The sequence below is a fragment of the Undibacterium sp. Ji49W genome, assembly GCF_049340205.1.
Lineage (GTDB): Bacteria > Pseudomonadota > Gammaproteobacteria > Burkholderiales > Burkholderiaceae_D > Undibacterium.
The window spans coordinates 125,770-148,221 of record NZ_JBMPOW010000017.1; the positions used below are offsets into that span (position 1 = coordinate 125,770).

Sequence of the window (22,452 nt, forward strand, 5' to 3'; positions counted from 1 at the left end):
CTTATGCAGTGTTAGGAGTATTTTGTACCAGGGCGTGTTGACCTAAACACATGGCCACGTGCCCATGTACATATAACGACTCATCAGAAAACACCGATGACACATAAGCTGTAAGAGAGCGTAACAAGCGTAAGTATCAGCATGTAGCAAGCAGTTCCTGAACGGCCTTGCAGCTACCGGCTCGAACAGGGCACTATCTTCACCGACTACACTATCCTCCGCGTCAGCCTAACTTTTTTACAAAGCCCACATAAATACGCCGTGTGACGAAATGATCGAATCCAACCTGACGGAATGTGCTGGCGTCGGTACGATAGCTGCGCTTGCTGCCATCGAAAATATCATTGGCGTTGACCGTCAAACTGAGTGTCTTGCTCAACTCATGCTTCCAGCTCAGGTTGACGCTGCTGGTCGCCCCATACCGTCCCAGCGGGGTTATTCCTGCGGCTTGGCCGTTAGCGTCAAGCGATACCTTGTCCTGTCCACTGCTATAAGTTGCTCTGAAATTCATATAGCCTGAGATGCCGTCCTGCCGCACAAGCACGTTAAGATCAGGTGTATCAAGCATCACCCGATAGACGCCGACGTCTATGCCCATACTCAGCTTCGTGTCAGGCGTCCAATCGAGAGAGCCGGTTATGCCGACTGAACGAGCCTGCCCCCCATTCTGCTTCGAGGTAAGCAGCACGTTGCCGGTATCAATACTGCGCGCATCAGTCACCGTATCACTGCTGCTGCGGTAGAAGGCAGCAAGATTGCCGCTCAGGTGCTCCGCCTCCACATTAGTAGCAAGCTCCCATGAGTTCAGTATCTGCGGTTTAAGATCGGGATTGCCACGGTTCAGGTTTTGCGCATCGACATAGGTCGTGAACGGATTGAGGTCGCGCGGATCGGGCCGCTGAAGACTGCGGCGAAAGCTGAACGTCAGGTCGGTCTGGTCGCTGGCGGCATATTTCAGATGCACGCTGGGATTGAATGCCTGCCCATACCTTGTCTGCATGTTGCCATTCGCCGGGTTCACACTAAGCGCCATGCGTTCGACCCGGCCGCCCAGCAGCGCTTCCCACTTCCCGTAGTTGATCTGGTCAGTCAGATAAACAGCGCTCAGCCTTGTCTTCACGGTGTAGCCGTTGCTGGTATTGGGATCTGGCACTTCGGTACCAGTCGCGGGATAAACGGATGCCTGATAGTTGCTAAGGTCGTCAGTCTTGTCCTGAATATCCAGCCCCACGCCCCACTGACCATGTTCCGATGCGCGGCTCCAGTCAAGGGTAGCCTGACTGAGGTGGCGCGCCGACCTGGTGGCACCATGGCTGTAGCCAGTCTCGTGCACGGGTACCACGAACACATCGCGATAAGACTTGTCGATCAGACCCACCGTATCGCTGTGCTGTAGCATGGCCTTCAGCGCTGCCCCATTGTCCTGGTGACTGTAACTCAGGCTGGCGCTGTCGTCAGACTGTTCATTAGGACCATAGGAGATACGATGATAGATGGCTTCGGCAGCCGCAGTACGGTTCTGGTTCAGCACGTCAAACAGCGGACGTGAGCGGCGATTGTTATATCGCATCGACAGACTGAGACTATCCGCATCGCTCAGCGCGTAATCAACGCCCAAGGCCGCACTTTCGACGACGCGACGAACAAATACTTCTGACGTCTGTATTGTTTGTCCTGCCTGGCCGCTGAGTGAATTATTCCAGTCGACGGCTGACTGACGGAATTTCAGCGTGCCATCACGGCGAAACGCCAGGTTGCCGTGCACGCTGATATCTTTGCCGCTCATATCACCGGACATACCGACATTCCACAGGCCCTGGTCCGTGGCGCTACCCTGTATCTGCCCGCGCGCGCCTGGTTTGCGGTTTCGCTTCAGCACGATATTCAGGATCGCACCACCGTTCGCGTTATAGGCGGCGGACGGATTAGTGATGACTTCTATGCTGGCAATGTCGGTGCCGCTCATGGTCTGTAAGGCAACCGCCCGCTCATCCCCAGACATCATCGCCGTCGGCTTGCCATCGACCAGCACCGTAACCTGGGTATTTCCCTTGACCGAGATTTGCCCACCGGCCGTCACTGATACCTCGGGTGTAGCCTGCAAAACGTCCTGAGCACTGCCGTTTGCCGCTCTGGGCATATTGGAAACGTCATAGACAGTCTTATCGATCTTTTTAACGACTGACTCTTTCTTGCCTGTCACTATCACCGTAGGGCTTGCCGGATCTTCGGCGTGCGCTTCCACTGGCAGCGCGATAAGCACGAACAGGAATACGGAAAGTCTCACCCTAAATACGTAAGCGATCATGCAACAATGCAGGGCGGGAACTGAATCAGCATCGGCGCCACAGTCGGGCAGGCAATTTTAGCGGTGGATTTTTGATTGAAATGCATATGATTATTATAAAGTTTTCAGAGGATGATTTGACGTGTTTTGCGATTCAGCGACAGGTATTTTAAGCTGCCGGACCGGCACCTGGCGGTGCGCAGCAAAGCATAGCCGCTGAGAAAACCTCATCCAGAAAATGCAGGCGCAAAAAAAACGGACCGATCATGCAATCGGTCCGTTTTTTTACTTCTTGTACTTCTTTATTTCTATTGCTGCTTTGTTTCTTTTACTGATTTTTAGCAATTATTTGCTGGCCAAAGTCTCTGGCTTGCTCCAGCCACCACCAACAGCCTTGTAAATACTGACCACGGCAGACAATTGCGCACGCTTGCTGTCGATCAGGCTGGATTGCGCCTGGAACAGATCACGTTGTGCATTCAAGACTTCCAGATAACCGCTGTAGCCGTTCTTGTAGCGCAAATCTGCCAGACGCAGCGAATCCTTCAAAGCCGTGACCCTGCGTTCGGAAGCAACATTCACCTGCTCATTGGTAGCGGTATTGTTCAAGGCATCATGCACATCGCGGAAAGCGCCCTGCACTGCCTGTACGTATTGTGCCAAAGCCTGGTTCTTGCGCGCTTCTGCACCTGAGACTACCGCAGCAATCGCACCTGCGCGGAAGACTGGTTGCACCAGACTGCTACCCAGGCTCCACAGCAATGAGGCTGGATTGATCAGATCTTCAAACACCCTGGATTCATAACCAGCAGTCGTCGTCAGTTTCACGCTGGGGAAATATTGCGCCTTGGCCTGGCCTATATCCGCATTGGCAGCCACCAGTGCCTGCTCTGCCGACAGGATATCCGGACGGCGGCTCAGCAAATCAGACGGCAAGTCTGCCGGCATGATCAATTGCTGATGCAGGCTGTCAATCGCATTGCCGCGCGCAATTACCGGTTGGGCAATCGCGCTGGCAGAACGACCCAGCAAGACAGCCAGTGTTGATTCTATATTCGACAAAGACTGTTTGGCCTGCGCGTAGCTGATTTCAGCGGCAGCACTTTCTGATTCGGCCACATGCAAATCAAGCTCGCTGGTAGCACCGGCGGTATAACGCTTCTGTTGCAGACGCAAACTTTCCTGACGGGTCTTCAAGGTAGAGTCGGCCAGGGCCAGTTGTGCATCGGCTGCACGCATGGCGAAATAGGTTTGCGCCACATTCGCATACAGGCTGCTTTGCACCAGGCCGCGATTGGCTTCCTGTGCCAGCAAGCGGGCACGGGCTGCTTCATCAGCACGTGACAGCTTGCCCCAGAAATCCACTTCATACGAAGCCGTCAGGCCCAGTTGAAAGTCTTTGGCATACGGGCTGGCACCAACACCCAGCTTGCCGGCGTTTTCGCTGGTGCGGGTACGTGATGCCCCCAGATTGGCATCCACACTGGGGTAACGATTTGAATTGGTACCAGCAGCAGTGGCACGCGCTTCTTCGATACGGGCAGCAGCCAGAATCAGATCCTGATTATTTTTTGCAGCTTCATCCAGCAAGCTGTCCAGAACCGGGTCCTGGAAGCTTTTCCACCAAGCCGCATAATCAACCGCAAGCTGCTTGTTCTGTGTCGCCACAGCACCCAGGCTGGCCGGTGTTTCCATGGCCGGACGTTGATAGTCAGGCCCAACGGATGCGCATCCTGCCAGCACCAGGCTGGCGACCAGTGTCGTTAATACTAATTTTGTTCCAGACATCATTATTCCTTCACATCTGCTTGAGGTGCATTGTGCAAAATATGGACAGGGTGTTCAAAATCCTGCTCAGTGGTTTTCAAGCGCCTGTCATTGATCAGCTTGAAGAACAAAGGCACGAAGAAGATCGCCAGGAAAGTTGCTGCCAACATACCGCCCAATACACCAGTACCCAGAGACTGACGCGCTGCAGCACCTGCACCGTGCGAGAAAGCCAGTGGTACCACACCCAAAATAAAGGCCAGCGAAGTCATCAGAATAGGACGGAAGCGCAAACGTGCTGCTTCCAATGCCGCAGCCACCGGTGCATAACCTTCATGCACTTTCATGACCGCGAATTCCACAATCAGAATCGCATTCTTCGCCGACAGACCCAACAGCGTCACCAGACCGATCTGGAAGTACACGTCATTGTTGAAGTGACGCAGGTACACCGCCAGCAAGGCACCAAAGATACCAAACGGCATGGCCAGCAAGACCGAGAATGGCAGAGACCATTTTTCATACTGTGCAGCCAGGATCAGGAAAATCATCAGCACGCCGGCACCGAGTGCCAGACCAGCCGCGTTGCTGCTGCGTTTTTCCTGGAAGGATGCACCACCCCAGTCATACACGACATCTGCCGGCAAGACATTTTTCGCAGCACGTTCCATCGCCGCAATCGCCTGGCCAGAGCTGTAGCCTGGTTTGGCATCGCCCAGCAATTTAATCGCTGGCAAGGCATTGAAACGCTGTACAGAGTCAGGGCCGGTAATAAACTTCACTGTTGTGAAGGCACGCACCGGTATCATCTGGCCAGTGGCAGAACGCACATACATGCTGCCGATGTCGTCTGGCTTAGCACGATACGCGCCTTCTGCCTGCAACTGCACGGTATAGATACGACCGTTCTTGTTGAAGTCATTCACATAATAGCTACCCATGGTCGCGGCCAGGGTGTTATATACGTCCGACAAGGCCACGCCCATGGAACGTGCTTTTTCATTGTCCACGTCTACGTACAATTGTGGAGAATTGGCTTGCCACAAGGTCTTGACACCAGCCAGTTCAGGCTGCTTGTTGGCTTCTGCGATCAGCAAAGGTAACAGTTGCGCCAGACGCTTGACGCCACCTTCACCCGCATTTTGCAGATAAAACTCAAAACCACCAGTCTGACCCAGGCCCTGAATTGCAGGCGGAGAGAAGAACAAAGGCAAACCTTCCTTGATGCGGCCAGTCTTCATATAGCTTTCGCCTACCATCTGCTGTGCAGACTGGTTACGCTCTTCCCATGGTTTCAAGGGGAAGAACATGGTTGCAGCAGAAGATTTCAAACCGCCACCACCCAGAAAATCCAGACCAACCAGGGCAAAAGTAGTGTCGATGTTCTTGTTGGTTTTCATGATGGATTCAACCTGACGCACCATCGCATCAGTACGATCCAGCGAAGCACCGTCCGGCATGATGGCCGCACCAATGAAATAACCCTGATCTTCATCCGGCACCAGACCACCTGGTACATTTTTCCACAACAGGCCAGTCAGTGCGACCATACCCAGCACCAGTGCAATACCCAGTACGGCACGCTTCATGAAGAAGGTAACGCCATTGGTATAACGCTTGGTCAAACGCAGGAAGGCTGCATTAAACCAGGTAAAGAAACGGTTATGATTTTCTGAACCAGGCTTGAGCAAAATCGCGCACAAGGCAGGTGTCAAAGTCAACGCAACGATACCGGACAAAACAACCGCGATGGAAATCGTGACCGAGAACTGACGATACAATTCGCCCGCCAGACCGCCAAGGAAAGCGATAGGACCAAACGCGGCTACCAGTACCAGCACAATCGCGATAACCGGGCCTGTCACTTCATGCATGGCTTCAATCGCCGCATCTTTCGGCGTCATGCCTTCTTCATTGATCAGACGCTCAACGTTTTCCAGCACCACGATCGCGTCATCCACCACAATACCAATCGCCAGCACCATACCGAACAATGTCAGCGTATTGATGCTATAGCCCAGCAAATGCAGACCAGCCATGGTACCAATCAGCGATACCGGCACTGCCAGTGTCGGGATGATGGTAGCACGCCAGCTTTGCAGGAACAGATACACCACGATAAACACCAGCACCATGGCTTCTGCCAGGGTTTTCAACACTTCAGCGATGGATTCCGTCACGAAAGGTGTGGTGTCATACGGCGTGGCATATTCCATGCCTTCAGGGAACTTGGCTTTCAGGTCTTTCAGTGTTTGCTCTACAGCCTTGCGGGTTTCCAGTGCATTTGCACCAGTCTGCAAGAACACACCGATGTTGGCCGACGGATGACCATTGACGCGACCATACAGGTTGTAATCCTTGGAACCCAGTTCAACACGTGCCACATCACTGATACGGATGGCAGAACCACCCTTGGCAGATTTGATAATGATATTGGCAAATTCAGACGGTTCCAGCAAACGTCCCTTGGCCGTGACCGTCATTGTCAGTTCTTCGGTATTGTTTGGCGGTGCACCGACTTTACCGGCGGCGTACTGTGCATTCTGCTCAGTAATTGCGTTCGAGATATCGGCAACCGTTACACCCAGTTGTGCCATGCGGTCAGGACGCATCCAGATACGCATTGCATAATCCTTGGCACCGAAAATCTGGATATTGGTGGTACCTGGTACACGCTTCAACGCATCCAGCACATTCTGGGTTGCATAGTTGGACAGATACAGTGCATCGTAACGGTTATCTGGCGAGAACAAGGCAGCCACGACCAGGAAGTTGGACGAGCTCTTCGACACCGTCACACCCTGGCGTCTTACCTCTTGCGGCAGCTTGGCATCTGCCTGACGCACGCGGTTGTTGACGTTAACCGCAGCGATATCCAGATCGGTACCGACTTCAAATGTGACGTTGATCGAAACCCGACCGTCAGCAGAAGAAACCGAATCCATGTACAGCATGTGTTCCACGCCGTTGATCTGTTCTTCGATAGGGCCGGCAACGGTACGTTCAACCACCTCGGCAGACGCGCCGGGATAGACCGCAGTCACATTCACCACCGGCGGAGAAATCTCCGGGTAGCGCGAAATCGGCAGGACGCGCAAGGCGGCCAGACCGGCCAGCACGATGATCAGCGACAAAACTGTCGCGAAGATCGGCCGGTTAATAAAAAATTTTGAGAACATGAATAATTCCTTGTAGCCTTAGCTTTGTTATGCAGCGGATTTTCAGCTTGATACTTTGGCTTAATTTAGGGGCTTAGTGTTTTGCCTCGGCGCTGGCTGCTGGTGCTGAAGCAGATGCACTGGCCGCAGCAGGTTTACCTTCAGCAGCAGGGGCAGCAGGTGGCGCACCTGCTGGTGCCAATGGTGCATTAGCTGCCTTGGCAGTAATAGCCACTGGCGTTACCGTCATGCCTGGATCATGTGCCTTGATGAAACCATCCACCAGAACACGGTCACCGCCCTGCAAGCCTTTGGTCACTATCCATTCACCATGTGACCAGCCATCCAGCTCAACCGGCTTTGGTACCAGCTTGTTGTCTGGCGAAACCGTGAACACGATTTTGCCCATAGGGCTGTCAATCACAGCACGTTGCGGTATCGCGATAGCTGCGCTGCGGGTGGCACCGCTAAGTATCACGCGTACAAACTGGCCAGGGCGCAATGTACCGTCAGCATTAGGCACCTGGGCACGGGCATCAAAACCACCTGTGGCAGGGTTCACTTTTTCGCTGACAAAATTCATCTTGCCTGTCACTGGGGCCATGCTGCCGTCAGCCAATTTCAATTGCACGTCAAAGGCCAGGCTACCGTTATTGGTTTTCTTGCCAGGCAAGGCAATCTTGCCTGCGCCTACGTCCTTGCTCAATTTCAGGTAATCCGCTTCCGGCACGCTGAAGTTGACATACACAGGGTCGGTCTGCACGATGGTAGTCAACAGACTGTCAGCTGAAGTCACCAGACTACCGTTGGATTTGGCAGCAACGCCAGTCACACCATCAATAGGAGCTACTACGCGGGTATAACCCAGATTGAGCTTGGCTTCATTGACTTGCGCCTGTACTTGCTTGTAGCTGGCTTCTGCTGTTTCAAGCGCAGACTTGGCATCGTCAAATTCTTTTTGGCTGATGGCTTTTTCTGCTGCCAGTGGCGCCAGACGGGCAAATTCGCGCTTGGACTGGTTCAACTTGGCTTCAGCTACACCGGCGGCGGCTTCTGCCGACGCCAGTTGCGTGCGGTAAGTACCCTGATCAATCTGGAACAGGACCGTGCCTGCCTTGACGCGGGAACCTTCTTCATAGAGGCGGTTTTCCAAGATACCGGCAACACGGGCACGCACTTCAGTTTCGCGTGAACCTGCGGTTTGTGCCGCATATTCAAAATCCAGACCCAGGTTACGTGGCTGTACTGTTACCACATTGACTTCAGGTGGCGGCATGCCGCCCGGCGGCGCAGCATTGGCACCCTGCTTGCCGCAAGCAGCCAATACCAGCAAAGGCAGGCTGACGGCAGCAATACGCAAGGCAGGCAATGCCTGCGTCATATGACTGGTAATTGATGAAAGCTTAAAAAACGGTGTAGATAATTGTGCAGGGGAGCGCATGGGAGATTCTTTCTTCTAAATTGAAAGGCGGTGTGCTATTATATACATTCACGAATGTTTGTAAATAAGGTTTTTCAATAGCCCTACAGGAAAGCAGGGGCTTTGAGATATCTGGCTTCAGGAAGCTCTGGTGGATCTGCCTGAAATTTTATTAAATAGACATCATTTACTATAGACGGTGAAACAAGTACCGCAAACAGGACTTGCCAAATTTGTCCCGGCACACCATCTGCGACAAAGACGGCATGTTGATATGGCCTGGGTTTCAATACATTTGCGGCGGTTTTGCTTAAGTCTGGGTATTTTAAAGACACAAAATGACAGCCTGATCTCATCGCTGTCATGGACCTGATAACAAGGTTGGTACCAAGGCAAGAAAACTAGTATAAAGCAGACATGAAATTTCTGCTGCAGGACAACATATTTGATCTGGAACAGATCATTTTTTTAAATTTGTACCAGTATCAAGGCGTAACAACGCAGGCTTTAACAGCAGAAAAACGATATAAGTATTTCATGCAGCTCTCGTTTTATGTCTTTATATGCAGTATTTAGTATCCATATAGCTTTATGTACCGTATGCACCGGGCTGCGAATGGCAGAAAGCCCATGTTTTCCAGGATTTCACTCTGCATTAAATACTATAACGAAGAGACGACGTAAAAATTGTGCGCAGCGATCATTAATTTGCAAGATAACCGGCAAATTAATCCGCGACGTACGCAAAGGAAACAAGATGGCCAGAAAGACGAAAGAAGAAGCGCAAGAAACTTATAATACGCTGATCGACGCTGCTGAAAAAGTATTCGCCGAAAAAGGTGTGACCAGTACAACACTCAATGATGTTGCCCTTGCAGCAGGCATGACGCGCGGTGCTATCTACTGGCATTTCAAAGATAAAAACGCCCTCTTTCAGGCCATGTGTGACCGCGCCTTCCTGCCTATGGAAGCAATGCTCAATGAAATTGCATCAACTCCACACAAAGACCCCCTGGCGGGTATCAGGCAACTGAATATACACTTTCTGAATCTGGTCACCGGCAATGAGCACCAGCAAAAAGTATTCGATATCATTTTTCATCGCTGCGAAAAAAACAGTGAACTGATCTTCTTTTCTGCCGAAAGCGAAAAACGCATTGAATGCCTGGCCAAAGTCGAAGCCCTGATCCAGAAAGCGGTTGATCAGGGCACCCTGCACGCCGACACCGATACCTGGATCGCAATGCAAGCCATACACGCTTACGTTATCGGTATCGTTCATGAATGGCTGGAAGATACCTCCGCCTACTGCCTGATGCAGCACGCAGAAGACATGGTCGATATATTCCTGGCCGGACTGGTCGCACGCCCGCCTTTGAAAAAAACACGCCCGGCAGAAAAGGCATGCAATATGCGCCTGGTGGTCAATCAAGCCTGATAGCTACACCGGCAACTTCCAGTCAAACCGTACTGCCAGCATGCGCAGTACGAAGCAGATGCCTACTCCAAACCCCAGCGCTACCGCCTCGCTGACCTGTAGCCAGTTCAATATCAGATAAGCCCAGCAACCGGCAAAAGCACAGGTCGCATACAAATGGCTGCGCCGGAACACCAGCGGTATTTCATTACAGATAATATCGCGCAAAACCCCGCCAAAAATGCCGGTAATAACCCCCATCATGACGCAGACAAACATTGGCATATCCGCCTCTTGCGCCAGCGAAGCACCGGTCACGCTAAACAAGCCCAACCCCAGCGCATCCGCCAGTACAATCGCGTTTTCAGTCACGGCATTGCGTAAATGCCGCAAAAAAGGAATGGCAACTATCGACATCACAAAGATGAGGATAGGGTATTCCTGATTCTCCACCCAAAACAGTGGCCGCCTGTCCAGCAGCAGATCACGTAGTGTGCCGCCACCAAAGGCAGTAATAAACGCCACCGTAAACACCCCCACTACATCCATGCGCTTGCGCCTGGCTTCAATAAATCCCGAACTGGCAAAAGCCAGTATCCCGGCGACTTCAATGCTATGCAACATCGAACTCATACCCAGATAGCTCGTCGTCATGGTTCTCCTTCAGGACTTGGTTTATGAGGTGGGATTTTAGCAAGCGGGACAGGGATGGGGTAGATTTGCCGGCCTTTTAAGATGAAGACCTCTCACCACAGAGGCACAGAGGGAGGAATGATTTTTTGCAAAAGATCATCGTTCCGTAAGCAAGCAACATGTTGCTTGAATTCCTTACTGCACCACAGAGAAATGCAATTAGGAGGCAAAAACCTGAAGGCTATTAGAACAGCCTGGCTCTCAAATTCGTCGCTCCTGCGGAGGCAGGAGCCCAGCGACTTTCTTTGCACACTGATAAAATTTATAACAAAAAGAACAGAAAAAGCACACAACAAGCAACATTCTATGGCTGAAGCCTACAAAACCCCATCGCAAAAACCCTAATTTTCATTGTATAATCATGGGCTTGGCATTTTGGGTAACCAGAATCCAGACAATTAATTAACCTTTGGCAAGTGATAATGCAATCGGGTCAAGAAGCTGGGCGACCGACGAAGTGCTTATTGGCTACCTACACTATTTTCGAGGCAAACATGAGAGATGGCATCCATCCAAATTATCGCGAAGTGTTGTTCCACGACGTTTCTTGCGATTTCAAATTCATCACACGTTCAACTATCAACACCCGTGACAAAGGTGAGTTTGAAGGTAAAGAATACCCACTGGTAAAGATCGAGGTTTCTGCGGAATCCCATCCTTTCTACACTGGTAAACATAAAATCGTTGATACTGCTGGCCGCGTTGAAAAATTCCGCCAAAAGTTCGGCAAAGTCGGTTCCAAGACTTCTGTCGCCGCCGGTTAATCGGCGCAGGGAAACACCGCACAAGCATATCCACTGTAGCGCGCTGCCCACATTTTTTGCGGCGCAGCGCGAGCCGGCAAGCATACGGTACTGCCTATGAATCTTATACAGACTCCATGCAGACACCCTATATATTCCGGTATAGCTCAATGTGTGCTTATGCGTCTATCCCGTGATTTAAATTAAAAAAGGCAGCCTTGGCTGCCTTTTTTACTAACGCTTTACCCTACAATAAGCATCCTTTCCTTCCATCATTAAGATATGAAGCCAGTCCGACTTCCTGCTGCCGCAACAGTTGCGCTACCGCGCTGGGGAATCTTCGCCCTGTGTCTCCTGTATATCTTGCCCGGTCTGATAGGCCGCGACCCATGGAAAGGTGACGATGCCGCCGGCTTTGGCATCATGTGGACCATGGCCCATGGCACCCTGGCCGACTGGTTGTGGCCGCACATCGTCGGCCTGCCCATGCCTGAAGAGGGCCCGCTAGCATTCTGGCTGGGTGCCATATGCATTAAATTATTTGGCTGGTTAGTGGGCGAACCCATGGCCGCCCGCCTTAGCACCGGCTTCTTTTTTCTACTGGGTTGCCTCTCGGTCTGGTATGCCACCTATCTGCTGGGCCGCAGGCCAGAAGCACAACCGCTGAAACTGGCCTTTGGTGGCCAGCCCGAACCCAAAGACTTTGGCCGCACCCTGGCTGACGGCGCACTGCTGATTTATCTGGGTTGCCTGGGCCTGCTGGTACGCAGCCATGAAACCAGCGCAGAAAGCTTGCAGATTTCCCTGATCGCCTGCACCCTGTATTTTTGCGTGCGCCTGCTGGATGAACCCGGCAAACGCACCGCCATCAAAATCGGCATCATCTTCGGCTTGCTGGTACTGACCAGGGGCTGGGTACTACCCATCGCCTTATGGGTCAGCCTGCTGGCTGTCTGTGTTTATCGTCAACAACGCCAGCCCCTGCAATACCTGGCCCTGATCAGCCTGCCGATTGCTTGCGCAGTCGCCGCCATCTGGCTGACTGCCATCAACGTCCTGCACCCGTATGACAGCTCGCCTTACCAGGCCTGGATGTTATGGAATTATCGCCAGTTCAATATACCAAACGCCGACAGCATCGCCTACCTGTTCCGCAACGGCATCTGGTTTAGCTGGCCTGCCTGGCCTTTTGCAGCATGGGCCATTTATGCCTGGCGCAAACAAGAAAAAGCCCTGCATATTTCACTGCCTGTCAGCTTTTTGATCTGCTTTGTCGTGCTGACCGTCGTCAACACCCAATCTGAAGAATCCCTACTGCTCCCCATATTGCCACCGTTGGCCATACTCGCCGCATTTGGCTTGCCGACCATGAAGCGCAGCGCGATTAATGCGGTGGACTGGTTCTCAGTCATTGTGTTTACCACCGTCGCCGGCTTCATCTGGTTTGCCTGGATAGCCGACCAGACCGGCTGGCCGGGCAACTGGGCGAACCGGGCCGCCATACTGGCCCCAGGTTACAAAACCAGCTTCAACCCCTTTGTCATGCTGATCGCCTTGGTTGCGACCGTCGCCTGGTTCCGCCTGGTGTACTGGCGCATATCACGTCAGCCCGCCGTCTTGTGGCGTGCCGTCGTACTGTCCAGCGGTGGCGTGATTTTGTGCTGGCTGCTGTTGCTCAGCTTATGGCTACCATGGGCCAACCAAAAAATCAGCTATGCGCCGCTGTCGCAAGAACTGGCCAAAAATCTGCCCGCCAAGTATGGCTGCATACAGGCACAGATAGGCCCTTCACAGCGCGCATCATTTGCCTATTTTGGCAAAGTAAAATTTGCCGGTTTCTCTGACAATGACTGCCGCTTGCTGCTCATACAAAACAGCAAACGCGCACATCAGTCTCAAGCACAGGGCGAGGGCCAGGATAGAGAACTGCAACTGCCAGCCGAATACAAGGCCGAAGAATGGACTGCCATCTGGTTCGGCCACCGTGCCGCCGACAACGATGAAGTATTTACCCTGTACCAGCGTAAATAGTCATGAAATTCGAGCACCCCAGCACCCTCAGCGGCAATATCAAACGCATCGCCTCACTGTCATGGCCCATGATGGTGGGCCAGATGGCCGTAGTGGGCAACGGGGTGATCGACACCGCCATGACCTCGCGCTTTTCAGCGACTGACCTGGCGGCACTATCCATAGGCATATCGATCTATGTCAGTATCTTTGTTGGCCTTAACGGCATATTGCAATCCATCTCCCCCGTCGTTGGTCAATTGTTTGGTGCGCGCAAGTTCAAACAGATAGGGACAGAAATCAAACAAGGCGTATGGCTGGGCCTTTTTCTGGCCTGCATAGGTTGTTTGATTTTGCTATTCCCAAATGGCTTGCTATCCATCGCCCAGGCATCGCCAACACTGAACGACAAGGCCGCACAATACCTGCAAATACTGGCCATCGCCCTGCCCGCCACGCTGGGCTTTCGCATCTATGGCGCACTCAACAATGCAGTCGGTCGCCCCAAAATGGTCATGGCCATACAACTGGCGGCACTGGCAATAAAAATCCCCCTCAACACCCTGTTTATTTTTGGTGGCCTGGGCATACCCGCCATGGGCGGCCCCGGTTGTGCGGCTGCCACCGCCGTCAATGCCTGGCTGATGCTGCTGACAGGCTGGCTCATGCTCAAGCACGTCAAATATTACGATGTGTTTGCCCTGTTTGGCAGCGGCTTTGTCAAACCCAACTGGAAAGCCCTGCGCAGCCTGCTTAACCTTGGCATACCCATGGGCTTAAGCTACCTGATCGAAGTCACCGCCTTTGCCTTCATGGCCCTGTTTATTGCCAGGCTGGGTGAAGTGGCCGTATCTGGCCACCAGTTGACCGCCAACTTCGGCACCATTTTATACATGCTGCCGCTATCCATCGCCAGCGCCACCGGCACCCTGGTGGCACAAGCCATCGGTGCCAAACAAATGCAGGCAGCGCGCGTGACTGGCAACGCCGGCATCATCCTGGCAGCCATGCTGGCCGTGCCCATAGGCATTACCATCTGGTTCAGCCGTGGCCTGATCCTGCATGCCTATACATCCAACCCCCTGATCATCGCAGCCGCCCTGCCCCTGTTCACCTTTATATCGGTATACCAGATTTTTGATGCGATACAGGTCACCACCGCCTTCATCCTGCGCGCCTATAAAATCGCCATCGTCCCCACCATTTTGTACGCCTTTGCCCTATGGGGTTGCGGCCTGGGCGGCGGTTTTATCCTCGGCCTGGATCCCTACCACATCAGCCCAGCCTTCCTGCACGGTGCCGCCGGTTTCTGGATGGCCAACAGCACCAGTCTGGCCATCGTCGCCTTCAGCCTGTGGTACTACCTGCGCATAGTCCAAAAACGCTTCCCCACCCCCGCCATGTGGCGCCGGAACGTAAAATTTGAACGACCAGACATCAGCCCATAAGCTGAACACAAACAGAAAGCACCCGGAATAAGCGGCCGCTTGCAAAAATCTGACAGCTCTGTCATAATTTCGGTCTGCGTTGCCGAGATGGCGGAATAGGTAGACGCACGGGACTCAAAATCCCGCGCCGCAAGGCGTGCCGGTTCGATTCCGGCTCTCGGCACCAAAAGCATTCGTAAGGCTCTCCATGTGAGGGCCTTTTTGCTTTTCAAGCAGCTTTTCTTTTATACCAATACGCAAAAGATTAGTGCAATTCACACGCACCAACAAAGTCCCTTCCAGCATTACCCAGCCCGCAATTTGACGACAAACAGCTCACAAAAAGCAGCGCATGAACACCTGTAAGTGTTTGACTTAAAAGGGGTTTCATGAAAGAATGAACTCACTTGATTGATCAGATTAAGGCCAGAAAATGAAGCTATTAGAACGAGTTCAGACATCCATTGATCACAGCTCAAGTCCAATAGTGTTGCGCTCTGAGCTTAGCTCTTTAGGTGGCAAATCTCAATTAAGCAAGTCTCTTAAAACAATCGTAAGCAATGGTCATTTGATACGCATTGGTTCTGGCATATACGCCAAATCCAGGCAAGACTCTCACGGCACTCCCCAATTTTTAGATACCCCCAAAAAAATTGTCGAGGCAGCATTTAAAAAATTCGGCATAAATGCCAAAGTTATTCGCATCGAATCCAATGGCGCGCAACAGATTTGCCACGTCCATACCGACCAGCGTAGTATCTCGCGAAAACTGTACATCGGCCCATGCATATTGAAGTACACCTATACTTGCCGCGATGAGAAAAACGCGCCGGATACATCCATGCCGAAAGAACTGGACGAGTTACCGACAAGCGGCGTATCAGAATTTGTCCAACGATTCGCCAATGCGCATAACGTAGCATTTGCTCGTTCAGGGCTGGACGATTGGGCAGAAGCAGTGACCCAGGCATCAGGCGATAACGTTCAGTTAGATCAAATCAGTAAGCTACTAATTACCCTGAAAAAACAACATTTGATCGACGGCCAACAACTGGCCAGGTTGATTACCAATCATCTGAAAGAAACGGCAAATGTTTGATCCTTTTGGTGATTATGAAACAGCCGGATACCTTCGCAACGTAGAAAAACTTAAAAATTCAGAGATCATCAAAATTCAAGAACATGTCTTCTTTGAAGCAAATCTCGAAGACGCAATTGCCTACCTAAAAACTATCAATGGGCCGATAGCATACGATCACTTCCTCAAGGTCCACCAAATACTCTTCGGCGAATTTTACCCATGGTCTGGCCAGGACCGTCACATGCTCGGAGTTGGGCGCTTGATTAGCAAAGGCCAACACATACAATTTGAAGCAGCCGAGTCATGCCGCCGTGCAGTTGAATGGGGGCTTGAAATGGGAAACGACGTGAAGACCATGCAAGCAAAACCCGGCACTGTTATGGGCATGTTCGCATGGGGCCATCCATTTCTTGATGGCAATGGAAGAACCATGCTGCTTGTTCATACCGAATTGTGTTCTCGCGCCGATTTTTCGATTGACTGGCAATCGTCCGTCAAAGGTAGCTACCTACAGTCCCTCACCCAAGAAATCCAATCGCCAGGCAAAGGCATACTTGACGCATATCTGAAGCCATTTGTGCGCCCACACCAATCCATACAACATTGGGCAGAATCAATAAAGGCAATACCGGGCCTGGATGGGAATAGCAACGCAATGCCCAATATCGTTTATCTGAACAGCGACGCCGAAGCCAATAAACGCTATGAAGAATTTAAGCGGATGAGACAGGAAAATTGAAGTTTACCAAATCCCATCCGGCAAGCTGTACCGGTCCGATTCCGGCTCTCGGAACCAATTCTGATTAAGCTCTTGATTACTCAAGGGCTTTATTGTTTTTGAAGGTGAGAGCCTTATTTGAAGGCGGCTAAGAACTTAGGTTAGCCAACAGCCCCTAATAGAACAGAGATTTTCATTACCGCTATCCTCAAATTACCTGCTTATACATTTTCCCCGTCAAAGTAGTCCGAATCTACACGCTTCAATTCGAATTTACTGACTGGCGAAACCCCAACATTATGATCAACCATCAATGTTGCCAACTGCTCACCTGAGATCAAAATAATCTTCGATGGAATGATGCGGACATACTCTTCCGCCTCTTTAGTAAAGCTTGAAGTAGTGATGAAGACACCTTTGCTGGCTCGCTGGCCCTGCAATGCCCCGGCAAATTTCTGTATTTCGGGACGTCCGATAGTAGCTTCCCAGCGTTTCGCCTGTATGTAGATAACATCCAGGCCCAACTTGTCTTCTTTGATGATGCCGTCAATTCCTTCGTCACCGCTTCTACCCACTGCTCGCCCCGCATCTTGACGGGAACCACCATAACCCATACTGACGAGCAAATCGACAACCAGACGCTCAAAAAAAGAAGGTGATGCTGCCTTCACTTGCTCCAGCAATTCAGATTCAAGATTGTTTCTTAGCCGCTGGTAAGCCTGAGAAAACAATTCTTCAGGCGTGGCTTCCGACTGCTCAATTTTCGCAACAGCAATTGAAGTAGATTGTAAAACCCCAATGGTATCCTGCGCCCCCTTGTCTTCACTACGACGCAGCTTGAAAGACAAATACTCGGGATATTGCTCAAGCACAGAATTGTCAACACGAGAAAGATTTTTAGCTAAAAGTTCTTTCCCTCTCGCCGTGATATTAAAGAAGCCGCGCTTTCTTGACTCAAGAAGAGCTGCTTGCTTCAGATAAGTTCTTGCCCATCCAACCCGATTATCAAATTGCAAGCCTGTTCCACTCGGTAGCATCGTATCTCGCTGCTCGTTAGTGAGCTTAAACTCAGACGCCAATTGCTCAACCGCATCACGGAAGCGATGTTCTTGCAAATCGCTTGCCAATCGTAATAATGGCAACATCAATGTTTGGTAGTCTGGAATAGTCACGGCAACTCACTTAATAATTTGATATTCAAATATATCCTAAAAGCAGGATAGAAGTCACTTGCAAAAGATGCCGGTGCGCAAGTGGCACCTCAGATGTCAAACCTCGCACCAACCTCTTTCAACCATTCCTTACTATCCAGATAGTTAGGCAATATTCGCGATACAGACTTCCAGAACTCTGGTGAATGGTCGTGATGCTTCAAATGGCATAGCTCGTGCACAACCACGTAATCAACAACGCTATGTGGAGCCATGATGATTTTCCAGTGGAACTCGATTTCACCTTTGACATTACAACTGCCCCAGCGTGATTTAAAGGTTTTGACACTCACATCAGTTGGTGCAACCCCGACCACACTGGCGTAACGTTTGACTTTTTCCTTGAAGCGGTTCTCCGCCTGGAACTTGTACCAATACGTTAGCATGTCTCGAATGATGGCATCTTGCTGCATCATCTTGGGCAAACTCACTAACAATTGACCATGTTTAAGTTTGACTGGCTGTACTGGGCCAGTCACGACTTTCAGACGATAGTGGCGGCCAAGATAGGGGAAAGACTCGCCACTCAGCATTTCACGCTTGCTGACGGGTTGTGCTTGCTGATGTAAATAGAGTTTTTCTTTGATCCAGCATTTTTTGTCTGCAAGTAACTGCTTGATTTTTTCTTCAGGCAAAGTCTTGGGTACAGCAATTGATACAGCGCCGTCTTCCACCTGCAACCGGGCAGACTTGATTCTGCCAGTGCGTATTACCTCGGCGACAAAGCCTTGTCCCTGAATATATTCAGCCGCCATCATTTGAACTTGACCTTCGCCAGTTCCATGAACCTGTCCATCACCTGCGTGCGCAAGGCTTCACTATCAAAACTTGATTCAACTACCGTGCGTTTGATATCACGTTTTAAGCGCTTGATTTCATCCTGCTTCCTGAAGAAGTCAACGATATTACTGGCCTCGTCCAGCATGGTAACCAGAACCTTGGTTAATTTCACTATCTCATCGTGCTGCGCTTCGCTCAAGGCATCGTCGCCCTGCATACGAGTTATTTCAGCTAGCAAGATATTATGAAAGGCGAACTCCGTATCGTTTAAGCCAAGCTCTTCTGCAGCTTTCTTCCTGTCAGATTTTATATTGTCGCGAAAATCCAGCAGCATTTGCACCAATTCGTCCCAGCGTTCTGACTTTTTACGCAATATCTCGTCCAGCTTGGCGCTCAATGATTTGTAGTATTCCTCATCCTCGGCCAGATTGATGTCAATATGGTGCTTAATCGCGTTTTCTATTTCAGATGCTTTGGATTCGTCTGACTTATGTTCTTGCAGCTTCTTTTTGTAATCGACAGACAGCAAATCTATCGGCGGTATCTTTGGGTCTACGCCCGTGGCACGGATATGCTCTTCGATCAGGGCGCGCACTTTTTCACCAACACCTGCCAGATCAAGCTGTGAATCGCGATAGATATTGCGTGCGCCTTGGTTGATTTTTCCCAGCAAAGTTAAGTCATGCACAAAAGGCTTGGCACCGACGTCGGGCATGACGATGTCCATCTGCTTGGCAAATTTCTTGAAGTCGATCTCAAATTGCTGGCGCACTTCTTCATCCTTCAAGGCAAGTACGCAGGCGTCCAGGTTGCTCAGTGCAATGCCCTTGAAGTGGCGCAGCACGCGGGTATGCGTAGCTTTGAGTTTAGGGATTTCATCTTTTAAATCTTGCAACGCACCGGCCACGTCTTCCTTGGAAAACATATCCAAAGCTTCGGTCAGGTAATCGCCGAGACCAAAATAATCGACGATATAACCGCGTTCCTTGCCATTGGCGGTGCGGTTGACGCGTGCTATCGCTTGCAGCAGTGTATGTTCGCGTAGCTTGCGGTCCAGGTACATGACCTGGCAGATGGGTGCATCAAAGCCGGTTAGCAGCATGTCCTTGACGACGATAATCGACAGCGCATGCTCAGCAATCGGCTTTTTGAAGTTATCTATCTGCTGTTTTTGCAAGACGCTATCGGTGTGTGGCGTGTACAAAGCCTCATCGTTATGGCTGCCAGAGATAATCGCCGCGCATTGCGGGCCTTCCAGCTCATCGATGGTTTGTTTATAAACCACGGCAGCGCGGCGAGATGAAGTTACGATCATCGCCTTAAAACCATTCGGTTGTATATGCTCGCGGTAATGCTTGAGCAAATCGATACAGACCCAGCGTATCCGCTGCGATGCCTCTAAAACCGCCTGTTCGGTGCCATACTTCTTCTTGATCGTGGCTTTGTCTTCGGCACTGCGGTCGGCAAAATACTCATCGAATAATTTATCCAAAGAATCGCCAGTCACCTTGGTCCTGGCTTCGCGCCCCTCATACAGAATCTGGCAAGTCGCACCATCGGCCACCGCTTCTTCTATCGTATAAGTGTCGATATAAGAGCCAAATTCATGCGTGGTCTTCTCTGACGTGATCAAGGGCGTGCCGGTGAAAGCAATCTTGGGTGCGTTTGGTAAACCGGCATTAATAGCCAAACCCAAAGAGCCGTATTGCGTGCGGTGTGCCTCATCGGCCAGCACGATGATTTTTTCTGAATTGTTCAGCAGCGGAAAATCAGCCAGCTCGCCTTCCTGAAACTTCTGCACCATCGCCGTAATCAGGTCTGAGCTATCTTTAGCCAGCAGCTCTTTCAGATGCGCAACCGAGCTGGCGTGATACACCGTTTCGCCTTGCACTCGCTCAAATTGCGCGGTCAATTGCTGGTCTAGCTGGGTGCGGTCGGTGATGAACACCAGCTTGTAATCGCGCTGTGCAGGGTCGCGCCGCATCTTAATTGCCAGCATCACCATCGTCAGCGATTTACCCGACCCCTGCGTATGCCAGATGATGCCGCCCTTATCCTTCTTGCTTACGCCATGCTTCAAACGATTGATGGTTTTATGCACAGCGCGAAATTGCTGGTAACGCGCAATCTTCTTCACCATGCGCCCGTCTATAGGCTCATACAAAGTGAAGTTGCGGATCAGGTCGAGGAAGTTGGCATGGCTGAATATGCCAGCCAATAAGATCTGCTGTGAGTTGGCAACAGCTGGCGCACCAAGAATCGCAGCATACGGCACAGCTGACTCCGCCACGCCAATGCCACCAGGCAATGCCGTGTCGGTCGTCGGCAGCACTACCGTAGCGTTAAGCGCCGTGGTAGCCAACACCTCAGCCTCATTCAAAGGATAAGCGTCCTTCCATTCGAGATAATGCTCGACCTTGGAGCTAATCGTACCAACCCGTGCCTGGTCCCTGTGCGTGCACACCATCAACTGGTTATAGTTAAATAATCGCTCAGCACCTTCATCTTCATGCGGTGCACGGCGATTGGCATAACGACGCAACTGGTCTATGCCTTTTTCCATCGGGTTGGTCACATACGGTGATTTCGCCTCAATCACCGCCAGCGGCAAGCCATTTACGAACAGCAAAATATCGGGGATCACAAACTCATTCACGCCCTCAATCTTGAACTGGTTCACGCACAAATATTCATTATTGGCCAGGTTATCAAAGTCAATCACTTTGACGGTCTGGCCGCGACGGCCATGTCCCAAATCCTGCTCGACTGACTGGTAATGCACCAGCATCTGCCACAGATTCAAGTTCGCTTCCATCAAGGTCGCAGCTGCTGGATGGGTAATTTCACGCATTACCTTGCGCAGATTCTCTTCGCTAATCCAGGGGTTAATACGCAGCAATGCAGCTTTCAGGCGTTTTTCCAGCACCACCTCGCGAAAATATTCGCGTTCGCCGTTTTGCGCGTAGAAAGCGGGGGCAAGTTGTGCGCCATGCAGGTAAGTCCAGCCCAACTGCTGTAGTTGTGTTAGCGCCGGTAGTTCTACTTTGTCGTATTCGTCGTTGGTCATCTTTCTTTGTCTGCCCCATAGCCCGCTTCGCGCTGATGTCTGATCGCCAGGACAAGAACCGCATCATGTATCTCTTCAAAACTGTAGAGCGCAACATAACCTGTCTTGCCACGCGAGATCACCAGTTCAAACAAGTCGTCATCAAGCTGGCGGCCAATGTAAGGATGGCGACGCAAAATTGCCAGCGCCTCTTCGATCAAATCCAGCGTCGCCAGGGCAGAAACGGGGTCTTGTTCAAGCAAAAAATCGCTAAGGCGCTCCAGGTCGGAAAATGCCTGTTCAGAATAAATCAGCCGCGCCACGGCTTGGCCTTAGGTGCGGCAATTTCAGACGTTTTTTTAGTCACAGGAGCATTAGCGGCAGCAATGCGCTCACGCAGATAGTCATGTACTTCTTCGGCCTCAAACCCCAGTCCAGACTTTAAGGTTTTTTTGCGTGCTGCTTTGGCTTGAGCAACAAATTCGGCATGTTTCTCAGCCGCATCCGATGCTCTACGAATCGCATCCACCATAAACGCATGCGGCGTCATGCCCAGATCCTGAGCAACAGCCGCCGCTCTTTGTTTAAGATCTTCCGAGAGTTTCAATGAAGTGGTACTCATGGTCGTCACCTTTTAAAAAGTAACACCAGAGTATCACCTTTTTTCGAAAACGTAAAATTGGGTGCGTACGGC

16 protein-coding genes and 1 tRNA gene are annotated in these 22,452 nt (G+C 51.3%); 7 read left to right on the plus strand and 10 right to left on the minus strand.

Features of this window, described 5'->3' with window-relative positions; all coding sequences use genetic code 11:
• Positions 1-223: 223 nt before the first annotated feature.
• From ACO0LK_RS20345 to ACO0LK_RS20360, 4 genes are all read right to left on the minus strand, one after another.
• Positions 224-2,287, minus strand: coding sequence for a TonB-dependent receptor (locus ACO0LK_RS20345; RefSeq protein WP_422978254.1), 2,064 nt, complete (start codon positions 2,285-2,287; stop codon positions 224-226).
• Positions 2,288-2,632: 345 nt separating this feature from the next.
• Positions 2,633-4,075, minus strand: a complete 1,443-nt coding sequence (locus tag ACO0LK_RS20350) for an efflux transporter outer membrane subunit (RefSeq protein WP_422978256.1) — start codon at positions 4,073-4,075, stop codon at positions 2,633-2,635.
• Positions 4,076-4,077: 2 nt separating this feature from the next.
• Complete coding sequence (locus tag ACO0LK_RS20355; RefSeq protein ID WP_422978258.1) at positions 4,078-7,233, minus strand: efflux RND transporter permease subunit; 3,156 nt, start codon at positions 7,231-7,233, stop codon at positions 4,078-4,080.
• Between the two features lie 73 nt (positions 7,234-7,306).
• Positions 7,307-8,593: an efflux RND transporter periplasmic adaptor subunit gene (locus tag ACO0LK_RS20360; RefSeq protein WP_422978260.1), complete on the minus strand. Its 1,287-nt coding sequence runs from the start codon at positions 8,591-8,593 to the stop codon at positions 7,307-7,309.
• Positions 8,594-9,389: 796 nt separating this feature from the next.
• Here ACO0LK_RS20360 and ACO0LK_RS20365 point away from each other — a divergent pair.
• Positions 9,390-10,070, plus strand: a complete 681-nt coding sequence (locus ACO0LK_RS20365) for a TetR family transcriptional regulator (RefSeq protein WP_422978262.1) — start codon at positions 9,390-9,392, stop codon at positions 10,068-10,070.
• A gap of 3 nt (positions 10,071-10,073) precedes the next feature.
• Here ACO0LK_RS20365 and ACO0LK_RS20370 read toward each other — a convergent pair whose 3' ends face one another.
• Positions 10,074-10,703: a trimeric intracellular cation channel family protein gene (locus tag ACO0LK_RS20370; RefSeq protein ID WP_422978264.1), complete on the minus strand. Its 630-nt coding sequence runs from the start codon at positions 10,701-10,703 to the stop codon at positions 10,074-10,076.
• Between the two features lie 533 nt (positions 10,704-11,236).
• Here ACO0LK_RS20370 and ACO0LK_RS20375 point away from each other — a divergent pair.
• From ACO0LK_RS20375 to ACO0LK_RS20400, 6 genes are all read left to right on the plus strand, one after another.
• Positions 11,237-11,506 carry a type B 50S ribosomal protein L31 gene (locus ACO0LK_RS20375; protein ID WP_186948509.1) on the plus strand — a complete coding sequence of 90 codons (270 nt, stop codon included), beginning with the start codon at positions 11,237-11,239 and terminating at the stop codon, positions 11,504-11,506.
• Positions 11,507-11,767: 261 nt separating this feature from the next.
• Positions 11,768-13,516, plus strand: a complete 1,749-nt coding sequence (locus ACO0LK_RS20380) for an ArnT family glycosyltransferase (protein WP_422978266.1) — start codon at positions 11,768-11,770, stop codon at positions 13,514-13,516.
• 2 nt (positions 13,517-13,518) lie between these two features.
• Positions 13,519-14,943 carry an MATE family efflux transporter gene (locus ACO0LK_RS20385; protein ID WP_422978268.1) on the plus strand — a complete coding sequence of 475 codons (1,425 nt, stop codon included), beginning with the start codon at positions 13,519-13,521 and terminating at the stop codon, positions 14,941-14,943.
• An 81-nt stretch (positions 14,944-15,024) separates the two neighbouring features.
• Positions 15,025-15,109: transfer RNA gene (locus ACO0LK_RS20390), tRNA-Leu, on the plus strand.
• Between the two features lie 246 nt (positions 15,110-15,355).
• Positions 15,356-16,021: a hypothetical protein gene (locus tag ACO0LK_RS20395; protein WP_422978270.1), complete on the plus strand. Its 666-nt coding sequence runs from the start codon at positions 15,356-15,358 to the stop codon at positions 16,019-16,021.
• On the plus strand, positions 16,014-16,742 hold the full coding sequence (locus ACO0LK_RS20400; RefSeq protein WP_422978272.1) for a Fic family protein: 729 nt from the start codon (positions 16,014-16,016) through the stop codon (positions 16,740-16,742). The genes ACO0LK_RS20395 and ACO0LK_RS20400 overlap by 8 nt, the downstream gene beginning before the upstream one ends.
• 200 nt (positions 16,743-16,942) lie before the next feature.
• On the opposite strand, the gene ACO0LK_RS20405 is transcribed toward ACO0LK_RS20400, so the two are convergent.
• From ACO0LK_RS20405 to ACO0LK_RS20425, 5 genes are all read right to left on the minus strand, one after another.
• Positions 16,943-17,893, minus strand: a complete 951-nt coding sequence (locus ACO0LK_RS20405) for a restriction endonuclease (RefSeq protein ID WP_422978274.1) — start codon at positions 17,891-17,893, stop codon at positions 16,943-16,945.
• Positions 17,894-17,982: 89 nt separating this feature from the next.
• A complete protein-coding gene (locus tag ACO0LK_RS20410; RefSeq protein WP_422978276.1) occupies positions 17,983-18,690 on the minus strand; it encodes a M48 family metallopeptidase in 708 nt (235 codons plus the stop codon).
• Positions 18,687-21,779, minus strand: coding sequence for a type I restriction endonuclease subunit R (locus ACO0LK_RS20415; protein WP_422978278.1), 3,093 nt, complete (start codon positions 21,777-21,779; stop codon positions 18,687-18,689). Before ACO0LK_RS20415 ends, ACO0LK_RS20410 begins: the two co-directional genes overlap by 4 nt.
• Positions 21,776-22,081, minus strand: a complete 306-nt coding sequence (locus tag ACO0LK_RS20420; protein WP_422978280.1) for a type II toxin-antitoxin system RelE/ParE family toxin — start codon at positions 22,079-22,081, stop codon at positions 21,776-21,778. The genes ACO0LK_RS20415 and ACO0LK_RS20420 overlap by 4 nt, the downstream gene beginning before the upstream one ends.
• Positions 22,069-22,380, minus strand: a complete 312-nt coding sequence (locus ACO0LK_RS20425) for a CopG family ribbon-helix-helix protein (RefSeq protein WP_422978282.1) — start codon at positions 22,378-22,380, stop codon at positions 22,069-22,071. Before ACO0LK_RS20425 ends, ACO0LK_RS20420 begins: the two co-directional genes overlap by 13 nt.
• Positions 22,381-22,452 lie beyond the last annotated feature (72 nt).

What these genes read in the sequence shown, in the direction of transcription:
- ACO0LK_RS20365 (WP_422978262.1), top strand. Translation starts at nt 9,390, where the DNA reads ATGGCCAGAAAGACGAAAGAAGAAGCGCAAGAAACTTATAATACGCTG.
- ACO0LK_RS20370 (WP_422978264.1), bottom strand. Translation starts at nt 10,703, where the DNA reads ATGACGACGAGCTATCTGGGTATGAGTTCGATGTTGCATAGCATTGAA.
- ACO0LK_RS20355 (WP_422978258.1), bottom strand. Translation starts at nt 7,233, where the DNA reads ATGTTCTCAAAATTTTTTATTAACCGGCCGATCTTCGCGACAGTTTTG.
- ACO0LK_RS20350 (WP_422978256.1), bottom strand. Translation starts at nt 4,075, where the DNA reads ATGTCTGGAACAAAATTAGTATTAACGACACTGGTCGCCAGCCTGGTG.
- ACO0LK_RS20375 (WP_186948509.1), top strand. Translation starts at nt 11,237, where the DNA reads ATGAGAGATGGCATCCATCCAAATTATCGCGAAGTGTTGTTCCACGAC.
- ACO0LK_RS20425 (WP_422978282.1), bottom strand. Translation starts at nt 22,380, where the DNA reads ATGAGTACCACTTCATTGAAACTCTCGGAAGATCTTAAACAAAGAGCG.
- ACO0LK_RS20400 (WP_422978272.1), top strand. Translation starts at nt 16,014, where the DNA reads ATGTTTGATCCTTTTGGTGATTATGAAACAGCCGGATACCTTCGCAAC.
- ACO0LK_RS20415 (WP_422978278.1), bottom strand. Translation starts at nt 21,779, where the DNA reads ATGACCAACGACGAATACGACAAAGTAGAACTACCGGCGCTAACACAA.
- ACO0LK_RS20380 (WP_422978266.1), top strand. Translation starts at nt 11,768, where the DNA reads ATGAAGCCAGTCCGACTTCCTGCTGCCGCAACAGTTGCGCTACCGCGC.
- ACO0LK_RS20395 (WP_422978270.1), top strand. Translation starts at nt 15,356, where the DNA reads ATGAAGCTATTAGAACGAGTTCAGACATCCATTGATCACAGCTCAAGT.
- ACO0LK_RS20385 (WP_422978268.1), top strand. Translation starts at nt 13,519, where the DNA reads ATGAAATTCGAGCACCCCAGCACCCTCAGCGGCAATATCAAACGCATC.
- ACO0LK_RS20360 (WP_422978260.1), bottom strand. Translation starts at nt 8,593, where the DNA reads ATGACGCAGGCATTGCCTGCCTTGCGTATTGCTGCCGTCAGCCTGCCT.
- ACO0LK_RS20410 (WP_422978276.1), bottom strand. Translation starts at nt 18,690, where the DNA reads ATGATGGCGGCTGAATATATTCAGGGACAAGGCTTTGTCGCCGAGGTA.